Genomic DNA, 11,925 nt, shown 5'->3' with positions numbered 1-11,925 from the left:
CTGCAACGTTGGGCTTCGACGATAACGCCGTCTCAGCCCAACCGACGTCTGCTAGGCCAGCACGCTGTTTCCGTAGGTTGGCGCTGAGCGCAGCGAAGCCCAACAATGCCCAGGTCACCCTGCAACGTTGGGCTTCGACGAAAGAGCCGTCTCAGCCCAACCTGCGTCCGCTAGGCCAGCACGCCGTTTCCGTAGGTTGGCGCTGAGCGCAGCGAAGCCCAACAATGCCCAGCGTCACCCAACGACGTTGGGCGTCCTCAACCCCTTGCTCACGAGACCTATCATGGCCCAGGCCCCCGGCCTCTACACCCCCACCATTCCCGTTCCGGCCGACCGCCGCATCCTTGGTGGGCGCGACCTCTTCACCCTCTGGTTCTCCCTCGGTATCGGCCTCATGGTGGCCCAGGCCGGCGCGCTGCTGGCACCCGGTCTCGGCCTGGCCGACGGCCTGCTGGTGCTGGTGCTGGGCACCGGGGTCGGGGTGCTGCTGCTGGCGGCCGCCGGCCTGGTGGGCAGCGATACCGGCCTGGCCGGCATGACCGCCCTGGGCCAGAGCCTCGGCCAGCGCGGCGCGCTGCTGCCGGCGGTGCTCAACATCACCCAGTTGATCGGCTGGGGCGCCTTCGAACTGGTGGTGATGCGCGAGGCGGCCAGCGTGCTGCTGGGCAGCTGGGGCCTGCAGGACTGGACCTCGCCGGTGCTCTGGACCCTGGTCTTCGGCGCCCTGGCCACGGCGCTGGCGGTGGCCGGTCCGCTGACCTTCGTGCGGCGTTTCCTCAGTCGCTGGGGTATCTGGCTGCTGCTGGGCGCCTGCGGGTGGCTGACCCTGGACCTGTTCCTGCGCGCCGACCTGGCCGCGCTCTGGCAGCGCCCGGGCGATGGCTCCCTGACCCAGGCCCTTGGCTTCGATCTGGTGGTGGCCATGCCGCTGTCCTGGCTGCCGGTGATCGCCGACTACACCCGCTTCGCCCGCACCGGACGCAGCGCCGGGCGGGGCGTCATGCTGGGCTATTTCTGCGGCAACCTCTGGCTGATGGGCCTGGGCTTCGCCTACACCCTGGCCTTCGCCAGCGGCGGTGAAGCCGACGCCCTGCTGCGTGCCCTGGCCGTGGCCGGCCTGGGTCTGCCACTGCTGCTGATCCTCTTGGACGAATCTGAGAACGCCTTCGCCGCCTATCATTCGGCAGCTGTGGCGACAGGATTCCTGGCCCAGGTCAAGATCTGGCAGCTGACCCTGGCCATCGGCATTCTCTGCACCCTGCTGGCGCTGCTGGTCCCCCTGGCGCAGTACGAGCATTTCCTGCTGCTGATCGGCTCGGTGTTCGCGCCGCTGTTCGGCGTGGTGCTGGTGGATCATTTCCTGCTGCGCCGCCGCAAGGCTCCGCAGCGGGTGCGGGCACTGCGCCTGGAGTCCCTGGTCGCCTGGGCCCTCGGCGTGGCCGTCTACCACCTGCTGCCAACGCTGCTGCCGGCCTGGGGCGCGACCCTGCCGGCCATCGTGGTGGCCGGTACCGCACAGGCGCTGTTGGGGTTGAAGCGAGTTTAGGGTCCGGCCGTTGGGCTTCGCTGCGCTCAGCCCAACCTACGTCGGTTGCGGTCCGAGGTGACACCGTAGATTGGGCTGAGACGGCTCCACCGTCGAAGCCCAACAAGGCGGACTACGGCTGGCGACTCTTCCCGCGCCCCGGAAAATACTCACCCTTGAGGATGCCGTTGAGCTTGGGATAGGGAATCTTCAGCTCCGGATGGCCCATGGCGTAGGGCGCGATGCTGCCGATGTCGTACTTGAGCGTCAGGGCGCCGAAGTCCAGGGCCACGTTGTTGGTCTTGAGGAAGGGCCATTGCTGGCGGAACTCGGCATCGCCGACGCCGTTGCTGACCATCCAGGCCTCGCGTGACAGCTGCGCCAGCCGCCAGAATTCGCCTTCCTGCCCGGGAACCAGCATGTCGCCCAGGGAGATCTGCCGATCGAGGTGGCGATCCCAGGTGACGAAGTCGCGCCCGGCCAGGCCATGGGCGCCGCCATTGGCCAGATAGCTGGAGAACTCGATGATCACCAGGCCGTCATGCTGTTCGCGCACCTTGGCCTGCAGATAGCTGCTCCAGCGTGGCTGGGCCTGGCTGAGGAAGTCCCGCTCATAATTCGCGAGCGAAGTGGGAATGGGTGCCCCCGGCTCGGCCCGTGCCAGGCCCAGCAGGTGACGCTGCACCAGGGCGTCCAGCGCCGGTTCGCCGAATTCCACGTAGTCGATGTTGATCAGTGGGCATTCTTCGCCCTGGCAACCGGCGGGGCGATGCTCCCAGGCCTGGTGGCGGGGCGTGAGCGGTTTGTCCAGGTTGGGGCCGAAGACGCTTTGGCAACCACCGAGCAGCAGGCCGGCGAGCAGGAGGAGCGGGCGGATACGCATGGGATTCCTTGTCGTTGAAACCTTCGTTGAAGCGGAGTGCGACGGCTTTCGAACCCGTCTGGACCCATAAGTTTGCCAGGCCCGGGCAGAGGTTTCCTGGCTTGTTGCCCGTTTCGCGACTTGTCTCGTCAGGGGCTGCACGAGCGCAGGCGGCACGCTAGGATGATCTGATGACCTTTTACCAGCGCTGGAGCGCCCATGAACGAAGCCAACGAATCCCAGGTGCCTGCCGTCGAGATCCTGAGTCGCGAAATCTGCTTCCAGGGCTTCTACCGCATGGCCCGTTTCCGGCTGCGCCACCGGCAGTTCTCCGGTGACCTCGGCCCTGAACTGGAGCGCGAGGTCTTCGTGCGTCCGGATGCCGTCTGCGTGCTGCCCTACGATGCGGTGCGCGACGAGGTGGTGCTGATCGAACAGTTTCGCGTCGGCGTCATGGAAAAGACCGCTCATCCCTGGCTGCTTGAGCCGGTGGCGGGCTTGGTGGACAAGCAGGGCGAGGCCGTCGAGGCGGTCGCTCATCGGGAAGCCGAGGAAGAAGCCGGGCTGACCTTGCAATCGCTCTGGCCCATCTCCACCTACTTCCCCTCGCCCGGCGGCAGTGACGAACAGGTCTATCTCTACCTGGGTCGGTGCAGCACCGTGGACGCCGGTGGCGTCCATGGTCTGGAGGAGGAGGGCGAGGACATTCGCGTCCATGTCTGGTCGCTGGACGAGGCACTGGCCGGGGTTCGCGACGGTCGAATCAATAACGCAGCGGCAATCATCGCCCTGCAATGGTTGGCGCTCAATCGCGCCGAGGTACGGGGGTTATGGGGCTGAAACTGCGAGATCGCTATCGAGTTGACCTGCCGGGCCTGCAGGCCACGTGCGAGGCCAACTACGTGCGGCTGATGCGGCTTCTGCCCAAGATGCGCGAAGCCATGGTTTCGCGTCGCGTCATGCTGTCACAAGGCGAGCGCCCGCTGGGGGTGCTCGCGCTGGAGGTCACTGAGGCCTGTCCCTACACGACGGCCCTGCGGGTCCGCCAGGAGCTAGGGTTGCCCTGGCTGCCGGTTCCTGAACTGGAGGTGCGGGTCTATCACGATGCGCGGATGGCGGAAGTGGTGTCGGCGGGGGCCTCCCGGCACCTGCTCGGGCGCTATCCCTATCCCAACCAGGCGATGCATCAGCCTGACGAGAAGAACCAGCTCAATCTGTTTCTCGGCGAATGGCTGAGTCACTGCCTGGCCTGTGGCCATGAAGCTGAACCGATCCTGCAGCGATGAGCACCAGAGCGCAACGCTGACAGCTGCGGCTTCCCTCGCGCCGTTCAAGCTGCGAAAATGTGAAGCATGCACGCAAGTTCTCGGGAACTTTTCTGCACCCTGCCTGCGCTCGTTGTCCCCTTATGCCTAGGAGGCTTTGGTGAGTTTGCCGGATAGTGTCAACGCTCCTCTCGTTGTCCAGCTGACCGATAGTCATCTGTTTGCCCGTGCCAATGGACGTTTGCTGGGTATCGACACGGCAGCCAGCCTGCAACAGGTGGTCGCTCAGGTGGTGCAGGAGCAGCCACGCATCGATCTGTTGCTGGCTAGCGGTGACCTCTCCCAGGACGGCTCGGTAGCCTCCTATCAGCGGTTCTGCGAACTGACCAAACCCCTCGCTGCGCCGATGCGCTGGCTGGCCGGCAATCACGACGAAAACGCGCCCATGGCCAAGGCCTGTGGCGACCGCGATTTTCTGGACACCGTCACCGATCTTGGTGCCTGGCGCCTCATCCTGCTCGACAGCACCGTGCGCGGCTGCGTCTTCGGCGAGCTGGAGCAGGCACAGCTGGCTACTCTGGACGAGGCTTTGAGCGCGGCGCCCGAGCGTCCGGCGCTGATCTGCCTGCACCATCACCCGGTGCCGGTAGGCTGTGGCTGGATGGAACCTCTGGGCCTGAACCGGCCGGACGAGCTGTTTGCCGTGCTGGATCGTCACCCACAGGTCAAGGTGGTGCTCTGGGGGCATATCCACCAGGAATTCGATCAGCTGCGCAATGGCGTGCGGCTGCTGGCCTCGCCGTCCACCGGCCTGCAATTCGAACCGGGCAGCCAGGAGTTCAAGGCGGGCGACCAGGCCCCTGGCTATCGCTGGTTGCGCCTGCTGCCAGACGGCGAGCTGGAGACCGGTGTCTCGCGCCTGCAACAGCATGCCTTCACCGTGGATCACAGCGCGGCAGGCTACTAGGTCTGACGCCGGTCGGCTGCCTTGGTCGCGGAGGTCGAAACCGGGTACTCTTTGCCTGTATTTTTATCCAGTAGGAGCGGCCTGATGCCGTCGATCCTCTATATCCATGGTTTCAACAGCTCGCCCGCGTCCTTGAAGGCCCGGCAGCTGACCGCCTGCATGACCCACCTTGGCCTGGCGGACCACCTGCGCGCCCCGGCGCTGCCCAACGATGCCGGTGCTGCCTTCGCGCTGTTGGAGCGCGAACAGGCCGAGCTGGACGCCCCCTTGCTGGTCGGCAGCTCCCTGGGCGGCTACTATGCCACCGTCCTGGCCGAGCGCCATGGGCTCAAGGCCGTGCTGATCAACCCGGCAGTCCGGCCCTGGCGCTTCATGGAGCATTATCTCGGCCCCCAACGCAATCACCATACCGGCGAGACCTGGACCCTCACCGAGGCCCACGTCGAAGCCCTGAGCGCGCAGGAAGTCGCAGCGCCGGCAGATCCCGAGCGCTTTCACGTCTGGCTGCAAACTGGTGACGAGACCCTCGACTACCGGGATGCCGAACGCTACTACGGCGCCTGCACCCTGCGCATCGAACAGGGTGGCGACCACGGCTTCCAGGGCTTCCACCGCCAGCTGCCGCTGCTGCTCGAGCTGGCCGGCTTCGACCCGGCGCTCTGGCGCGAGCTGGATTTCAACACCTTCGAATAGAGACCCCATGGCCACGCAGAACGCCTATAACGCCGACGCCATCGAAGTCCTCTCCGGACTCGATCCGGTGCGCAAGCGCCCTGGCATGTACACCGACACCTCCCGGCCCAACCACCTGGCCCAGGAAGTCATCGACAACAGCGTGGACGAGGCCCTGGCTGGTCACGCGCGCCAGGTGCAGGTGATCCTGCACGCCGACAACTCCCTCGAAGTGATCGACGACGGTCGTGGCATGCCGGTGGACATTCACCCGGAAGAGGGCGTTTCCGGTGTCGAGCTGATCCTCACCAAGCTGCACGCCGGCGGCAAGTTCTCCAACAAGAACTACCAGTTCTCCGGCGGCCTGCACGGTGTGGGCATTTCCGTGGTGAACGCCCTGTCGTCCCGTGTCGAGGTACGCGTCAAGCGTGAGGGCAACGAATACGCCATGGCCTTCGCCGACGGCTTCAAGGCCAGCGAACTGGCCGTGGTCGGTAGCGTTGGCAAGAGAAACACCGGTACCAGCGTGCACTTCTGGCCGGACCCCAAGTACTTCGATGCCCCCAAGTTTTCCGTCAGCCGCCTGAAGCACGTGCTCAAGGCCAAGGCAGTACTCTGCCCGGGCCTCGCCGTGAGCTTCCACGACGAAGCCACCGGCGAACGCACCGAGTGGCATTATGAGGACGGCCTGAGATCCTACCTGGTGGATACCGTGGGCGACGCCCTGCGGCTACCGGAGGCGCCTTTCCACGGCAGCCTGGCTTCGGCTCGGGAAGCGGTGGACTGGGCACTGTTCTGGCTGCCCGAGGGTGGCGAGTCGGTGCAGGAAAGCTACGTCAACCTGATTCCCACCGCCCAGGGTGGCACCCATGTGAATGGCCTGCGCCAGGGTTTGCTGGATGCCATCCGGGAGTTCTGCGAATTCCGCAACCTGCTGCCGCGCGGCCTCAAGCTGGCTCCGGAAGACGTCTGGGAGCGCATCGCCTTCGTCCTTTCGATGAAGATGCAGGAGCCGCAATTCTCCGGCCAGACCAAGGAGCGGCTGTCCTCCCGCGAGGCGGCTGCCTTTGTCGCCGGGGTGGTCAAGGACGCGTTCAGCCTCTGGCTCAATGCCCATCCCGAGCTGGGTCAGCAGATCGCCGAGCTGGCCATCAACAACGCCGGCCGCCGCCTCAAGGCGGGCAAGAAGGTCGAGCGCAAGAAGATCACGCAAGGGCCGGCGCTGCCCGGCAAGCTGGCGGATTGCGCCGGCCAGGATCCGATGAGATCCGAGCTGTTCCTGGTGGAGGGTGACTCCGCTGGCGGCAGCGCCAAGCAGGCGCGCAGCAAGGAATTCCAGGCCATCATGCCGCTGCGCGGCAAGATCCTGAACACCTGGGAAGTGGACGGCAGCGAAGTGCTGGGCAGCCAGGAGGTGCACGACATCGCCGTGGCCATCGGCATCGACCCCGGCAGTGCCGACCTGAGCGGACTGAGATACGGCAAGATCTGCATCCTCGCCGATGCCGACTCCGACGGCCTGCACATCGCCACCCTGTTGTGCGCCCTGTTCGTGCAGCACTTCCGCCCGTTGGTGGACGCCGGCCATGTCTATGTGGCCATGCCGCCGCTGTACCGCATCGACCTGGGCAAGGAGGTCCATTACGCCCTCGACGAGGCCGAGCGTGACGGCGTCCTCGATCGCCTGGCGGCGGAGAAGAAGCGCGGCAAGCCCCAGGTCACCCGCTTCAAGGGCCTGGGCGAGATGAATCCGCTGCAGCTGCGCGAGACCACCATGGATCCCAACACCCGACGCCTGGTGCAGCTGACCCTCGAAGACGTGCCCGGCACCCTCGAGATGATGGACATGCTGCTGGCCAAGAAGAGGTCCGGCGACCGCAAGAGCTGGCTGGAATCCAAGGGCGATCGCGCCGAAGTGCTGCTCTAAATATGTTGGCTGCGCTTATCGCGGCCATGGGCCGCTCCTACAGGTGTGTCGAGCGCCTGTAGGAGCGGTCCATGACCGCGATGGACCGGGCCCCCCGATCAAAGACGTAACACCAAAGGACTCCCATGAGTGCACCCCTCGACCTGAGCCTGGATGGCGTCGAACGCCGTTCGCTGGCCGACTTCACCGAGCAGGCGTACCTGAACTACTCCATGTACGTCATCATGGACCGCGCCCTGCCGCACATCGGCGACGGTCTCAAGCCGGTCCAACGCCGCATCATCTATGCCATGAGCGAACTGGGCCTGGATGCCGACGCCAAGCACAAGAAATCCGCCCGTACCGTGGGTGACGTGCTCGGTAAGTACCACCCCCATGGCGACTCGGCCTGCTACGAAGCCATGGTGCTGATGGCCCAGCCGTTCTCCTATCGCTATCCGCTGGTGGATGGCCAGGGCAACTGGGGTGCGCCGGACGATCCCAAGTCCTTTGCCGCCATGCGCTATACCGAGGCGCGGCTGTCGCGCTATTCCGAGGTGCTGCTCAATGAACTGGGGCAGGGCACTGTGGACTGGGTGCCCAACTTCGATGGCACCCTGAACGAACCGGCGGTGCTGCCGGCACGCCTGCCCAACCTGCTGCTCAACGGCACCACCGGCATCGCCGTGGGCATGGCCACCGACATCCCGCCGCACAACCTGCGTGAGGTGGCGGCTGCCTGCGTGCGCCTGCTGGACGATCCCATCGCCGGGATTCCCGAACTCCTCGAGCATGTGCCGGGTCCGGACTTCCCCACCGAAGCCGAGATCATCACGCCACCCGCCGACCTGCGCAAAATCTATGAGACCGGGCGCGGCTCGGTGCGCATGCGTGCCGTCTACCGCCGTGAAGACGGCGACGTGGTCATCACCGCACTGCCGCACCAGGTCTCTGGTTCCAAGGTGCTGGAGCAGATCGCCGCCCAGATGCAGGCCAAGAAGCTGCCCATGGTGGCCGACCTGCGTGACGAGTCGGACCACGAGAACCCAACCCGCATCGTCATCGTGCCGCGCTCCAACCGCATCGATGCCGACGAACTAATGCAGCACCTGTTCGCCACCACCGATCTCGAATCCAGCTACCGGGTCAACCTCAACGTCATCGGCCTGGACGGCAAACCCCAGGTCAAGGACCTGCGGCAGATCCTCCAAGAGTGGCTGATCTATCGCATCGGCACGGTGCGTCGCCGCCTGCAGTTCCGCCTGGACAAGGTCAACCGCCGCCTGCACCTGCTGGACGGCCTGCTGATCGCCTTTCTCAACCTGGACGAGGTGATCCACATCATCCGTACCGAAGAGCATCCCAGGCAGGCATTGATGGCCCGTTTCGAGCTCTCCGAGGACCAGGCCGACTACATCCTCGAAACCCGCCTGCGCCAGCTGGCGCGGCTGGAAGAGATGAAGATCCGTGGCGAACAGGCCGAGCTGCTCAAGGAGCAGAAGCGCCTGCAGACCCTGCTGGGCAGCGACAAGAAGCTGCGCAATCTGGTCCGCGACGAATTGATCAAGGACGCCGAGACCTACGGCGACGCTCGTCGCTCGCCCATCGTCGTGCGTGCCGAGGCCAAGGCCCTGTCCGAAACCGAACTCATGCCCACCGAGCCGGTGACCGTGGTGCTGTCCGAGAAGGGCTGGGTGCGCCAGGCCAAGGGCCATGATGTCGATCCGACCGGGCTGTCCTACAAGGCCGGCGACGGCTTCAAGGCGGCAGCCCTGGGGCGCTCCAATCAATTCGCCGTCTTCATCGACTCCACCGGACGCAGCTATTCGGTCGCGGCTCACTCCCTGCCGTCGGCGCGTGGCCAGGGTGAACCCCTGACCGGACGCCTGACGCCGCCGCCAGGGGCCAGCTTCGAGTGTCTGCTCCTGCCGGACGACAGCAGCCTCTATGTACTGGCCTCGGATGCCGGCTACGGCTTCGTGGTCAAGGGCGAGGACCTGCAGGCCAAGAACAAGGCCGGCAAGGCGCTGATCAGCCTGCCCAACGGCGCCAAGGTGCTGTCTCCGAAGCCGGTGGCCTCCCTGGAGGACACCTCCATCGCGGTGGTCACCAACGAGGGGCGCCTGCTGGTATTCGCCATCACCGAGCTGCCACAGCTGGCCAAGGGCAAGGGCAACAAGCTGATTTCCATTCCTGGCGAGCGGGTGGCCAAGCGTGAGGAATACGTAGTCGATCTGGCCGTGGTCCCGGCCGGCGCGTCCCTCACCCTGCAGGCGGGCAAGCGGCCCTATACCCTCAAGGGCAGCGACCTGGAACATTACCGTGCCGAGCGCGGGCGGCGAGGCAACAAGCTGCCGCGTGGGTTCCAGCGGGTGGACTCGCTGCAGGTGGAAACTTGAGCCGCCTGCGGTCAGCCGCTAGCATAGGCCGGATTTTTTCGACCAGGACTCGCCGGGCCATGGCGCCCGTCGAGAGAGAGCCTCGATGAAACGGATGTGTCTCGCCAGGCTGGCGCTCGTTGGCCTGCTGGCCGGCCTCGGCGGCTGTGCCAGCCTTGGCCCCAGCCACTACTATCAACTCGACGGCGGTAACGCGCGTACGCCCGCGAACAGCGCGCGTGGCCTTGCGGTGTGGATCGAAAACCTGCAACTGGCCGACTACCTGCAGCGTGACGTGCTGCTGGAGCGCCAGCCTGACGGCAGCCTCAAGGCCACTCGCGATCACTGGGCCGGTCCGCTCGACGCCAACGTACGCCAGTTGCTGCAACGCCAGCTCGCCAGCCGCCTGAACAGCGGTCGGGTCGTAGTGGGCGAGCAGCCCGAGGGCTTCGATCCGCAATACCGGGTGGAGCTGGTGGTGACCCGCCTCGACGCCGGGGACCAGGCTCCCGCTGCCCTGGACGCCAGCTGGCAACTACGTGACGGCCAGGGGCGCCTGCTGGACACCGAGGTGGTACACCTGCAAGGGCGTCAGGGCGGTGATCGTGCCGCCCAGGTGCGGGCGCAAGGCGAGTTGCTGCAGCAACTGGCCGCGCGTCTCGCCACGGATCTCACCAAGGTCGCCCAGCGTGGTCGGCGCGACAGCGAGGTCGCACGCAAGGAACCGAAGAAACTCGTGGAAGAGGCCCAGGCCCGGCCAACGTTGCCAGCCGTGGTGCCGATTCGCACCGGCGCCGAGGTCTACCGCTTCTAAGCCGGCAAGGCCCCGCGCGTCGCCGCGCGGGAGCAGCCGACGGCGCTCGACGCTCTATCCAGCAGGACCATCAGGCCTCGGAGGTTTCATGACGCTGCCCCTGTTTCCGCTGAACACCACCCTGTTTCCCGGTTGCCGTCTCGATCTGCAACTGTTCGAAGCCCGCTATCTGGACATGCTCGGCCGCTGCCTCAAGCAGGGCAGCAGCTTCGGCGTGGTAACCATCCTCGAAGGTCGCGAGACCGGTGCCGCGCCGAACCGGCTGGGTGCCTTTGGCTGCGAGGCGCTGATCCGCGACTGGCAGCAACAGAGCAATGGTCTCCTGGGCATTCGCATCGAAGGCGGTCGGCGCTTTCGCCTGTTGAGCCAGGAAGAACAGGCCGATCACCTGGTGGTGGGCGAGGTGGAATGGCTGGCTGAAACCGATCCTCAGCCGCTGCGCGATGCCGACGCCGATCTGATGGCGCTGCTGGCGGCCTTGGCTCAGCATCCCCTGGTGGCCAGCCTGGACATGGGCGGCCAGGTCGCCGACCGTCAGGCGCTGGGCTGCCAGCTGGCCTACCTGCTGCCGTTCGAGGCCCATCTCAAGCTGGATTGGCTGGGCATGAGCGATCAGGGCCAGCGCCTGGCCGCTATCGAACGCCATCTGGTGGATCTGCAGGACGATTTCAAGGCCTGAGAAAGCCTGTCCATGATCCGCGGCGCTGTTGAAAACGCCCTGGCTCAATAGCCTGGGTCGCCCCAGGACACTGCTCAGTTACCTGATGTAAACGCGGGCGCGAGTCCCCTTCGTTTCTTTAGCGTTTTGTAGGGCGGTCCAAACCTGGCTCGCACGGCCGTACCCAGGCTTCCAGGCCAAACGCCGGGCAAAAGAAAGCCCGCCGGGCAGGGCGGGCTAAAAGTGCTTTGGGGGCACTCGATAAGACTCTGGCACTTTGCCATAGTTCCGTCTTATGAGATCAAAGTGCCATTCCTCGGGTATCAGCCTGCGAGCAGCTTGATGAACTCGCGATTGAAGGCCGGAATGTCGTCTGGCTTGCGGCTGCTCACCAGTTGACCGTCGACGATGACCTCCTGGTCCTGCCAGGTGGCGCCAGCGTTCTTGAGGTCGTCGGTCAGCGAGGGCCAGCTGGTCATGGTCTTGCCCTGCACCAGGCCGGCGGAGATCAGCAGCCAGGCACCATGGCAGATGACGGCCACCGGCTTGCCGGCATCGGCGATCTGCTTGGTCAGCTGCTGAGCCTGGGTGTCGATGCGGATGGTGTCGGCGTTGACCACGCCCCCGGGCAACAGCACGGCGTCATAGTCACCGGCATTGGCCTCAGCGAAGGTAAGGTCCACCGGAAAGCTGTCGGCCGGCTCGGTGCCGTCCCAGCCCTGCACCTGGCCGCTCTCGGCGGAGATGATGTGGGTCTGGGCACCTGCCTGTTCCAAGGCCTCTTTTGGGCCGGTGAGCTCGGCCTGCTCGAAGCCGTCGGTGACCAGGATGGCGATTTTCTTGCCGTTCAGGGATGTAGCCATGGTTGCGGGTACCTC

The 11,925-nt window shown here is 65.6% G+C and carries 11 protein-coding genes; 9 read left to right on the top strand and 2 right to left on the bottom strand.

Annotated features, from left to right (window positions below; all coding sequences use genetic code 11):
• Positions 1 to 283 precede the first annotated feature (283 nt).
• Positions 284 to 1,546: a putative hydroxymethylpyrimidine transporter CytX gene (cytX, locus tag ACWPW1_RS18130; protein ID WP_454253599.1), complete on the top strand. Its 1,263-nt coding sequence runs from the start codon at positions 284 to 286 to the stop codon at positions 1,544 to 1,546.
• A gap of 112 nt (positions 1,547 to 1,658) precedes the next feature.
• On the opposite strand, the gene ACWPW1_RS18125 is transcribed toward cytX, so the two are convergent.
• Positions 1,659 to 2,408 (bottom strand): RsiV family protein, encoded by a 750-nt coding sequence (locus ACWPW1_RS18125; RefSeq protein ID WP_454253598.1) that lies wholly within the window; start codon positions 2,406 to 2,408, stop codon positions 1,659 to 1,661.
• A 198-nt stretch (positions 2,409 to 2,606) separates the two neighbouring features.
• Between ACWPW1_RS18125 and ACWPW1_RS18120 the strand changes: the two genes are divergently transcribed.
• The 8 genes from ACWPW1_RS18120 to ACWPW1_RS18085 all read left to right on the top strand — a co-directional run bounded on the left by ACWPW1_RS18120 (position 2,607) and on the right by ACWPW1_RS18085 (position 11,068).
• A complete protein-coding gene (locus tag ACWPW1_RS18120) occupies positions 2,607 to 3,227 on the top strand; it encodes an NUDIX domain-containing protein (RefSeq protein ID WP_454253597.1) in 621 nt (206 codons plus the stop codon).
• Positions 3,218 to 3,673, top strand: a complete 456-nt coding sequence (locus ACWPW1_RS18115) for a DUF1249 domain-containing protein (protein ID WP_059316015.1) — start codon at positions 3,218 to 3,220, stop codon at positions 3,671 to 3,673. The genes ACWPW1_RS18120 and ACWPW1_RS18115 overlap by 10 nt, the downstream gene beginning before the upstream one ends.
• A gap of 139 nt (positions 3,674 to 3,812) precedes the next feature.
• The gene (gene cpdA, locus ACWPW1_RS18110; protein WP_423815105.1) at positions 3,813 to 4,619 is read left to right on the top strand and encodes a 3',5'-cyclic-AMP phosphodiesterase; all 807 of its coding nucleotides are present in this window, start codon (positions 3,813 to 3,815) and stop codon (positions 4,617 to 4,619) included.
• A gap of 84 nt (positions 4,620 to 4,703) precedes the next feature.
• Positions 4,704 to 5,312, top strand: coding sequence for a YqiA/YcfP family alpha/beta fold hydrolase (locus ACWPW1_RS18105; RefSeq protein WP_454253596.1), 609 nt, complete (start codon positions 4,704 to 4,706; stop codon positions 5,310 to 5,312).
• 7 nt (positions 5,313 to 5,319) lie between these two features.
• Complete coding sequence (gene parE, locus ACWPW1_RS18100; protein ID WP_454253595.1) at positions 5,320 to 7,218, top strand: DNA topoisomerase IV subunit B; 1,899 nt, start codon at positions 5,320 to 5,322, stop codon at positions 7,216 to 7,218.
• A 125-nt stretch (positions 7,219 to 7,343) separates the two neighbouring features.
• Positions 7,344 to 9,596, top strand: a complete 2,253-nt coding sequence (gene parC, locus ACWPW1_RS18095) for a DNA topoisomerase IV subunit A (protein ID WP_059316011.1) — start codon at positions 7,344 to 7,346, stop codon at positions 9,594 to 9,596.
• Between the two features lie 85 nt (positions 9,597 to 9,681).
• Positions 9,682 to 10,389, top strand: coding sequence for a PqiC family protein (locus ACWPW1_RS18090; protein WP_313649230.1), 708 nt, complete (start codon positions 9,682 to 9,684; stop codon positions 10,387 to 10,389).
• A gap of 88 nt (positions 10,390 to 10,477) precedes the next feature.
• Complete coding sequence (locus tag ACWPW1_RS18085; RefSeq protein WP_454253594.1) at positions 10,478 to 11,068, top strand: LON peptidase substrate-binding domain-containing protein; 591 nt, start codon at positions 10,478 to 10,480, stop codon at positions 11,066 to 11,068.
• A gap of 302 nt (positions 11,069 to 11,370) precedes the next feature.
• Here the strand turns inward: ACWPW1_RS18085 and ACWPW1_RS18080 are convergent, their stop codons facing one another.
• Positions 11,371 to 11,910, bottom strand: coding sequence for a type 1 glutamine amidotransferase domain-containing protein (locus tag ACWPW1_RS18080; protein WP_271655796.1), 540 nt, complete (start codon positions 11,908 to 11,910; stop codon positions 11,371 to 11,373).
• Between the last annotated feature and the right edge of the window lie 15 nt (positions 11,911 to 11,925).

It is taken from the genome of Pseudomonas sp. Marseille-Q7302, from assembly GCF_965111925.1.
The sequence above is the reverse complement of the archived record's forward strand: the minus strand, read 5'-3'. Positions and strand labels throughout refer to the sequence as shown.

Bases quoted from the DNA above. Each gene is read 5' to 3' on its own strand.
- ACWPW1_RS18125 (WP_454253598.1), bottom strand. From the start codon at position 2,408: ATGCGTATCCGCCCGCTCCTCCTGCTCGCCGGCCTGCTGCTCGGTGGT.
- ACWPW1_RS18120 (WP_454253597.1), top strand. From the start codon at position 2,607: ATGAACGAAGCCAACGAATCCCAGGTGCCTGCCGTCGAGATCCTGAGT.
- ACWPW1_RS18115 (WP_059316015.1), top strand. From the start codon at position 3,218: ATGGGGCTGAAACTGCGAGATCGCTATCGAGTTGACCTGCCGGGCCTG.
- ACWPW1_RS18105 (WP_454253596.1), top strand. From the start codon at position 4,704: ATGCCGTCGATCCTCTATATCCATGGTTTCAACAGCTCGCCCGCGTCC.
- parE (WP_454253595.1), top strand. From the start codon at position 5,320: ATGGCCACGCAGAACGCCTATAACGCCGACGCCATCGAAGTCCTCTCC.
- ACWPW1_RS18085 (WP_454253594.1), top strand. From the start codon at position 10,478: ATGACGCTGCCCCTGTTTCCGCTGAACACCACCCTGTTTCCCGGTTGC.
- cytX (WP_454253599.1), top strand. From the start codon at position 284: ATGGCCCAGGCCCCCGGCCTCTACACCCCCACCATTCCCGTTCCGGCC.
- ACWPW1_RS18080 (WP_271655796.1), bottom strand. From the start codon at position 11,910: ATGGCTACATCCCTGAACGGCAAGAAAATCGCCATCCTGGTCACCGAC.
- ACWPW1_RS18090 (WP_313649230.1), top strand. From the start codon at position 9,682: ATGAAACGGATGTGTCTCGCCAGGCTGGCGCTCGTTGGCCTGCTGGCC.
- parC (WP_059316011.1), top strand. From the start codon at position 7,344: ATGAGTGCACCCCTCGACCTGAGCCTGGATGGCGTCGAACGCCGTTCG.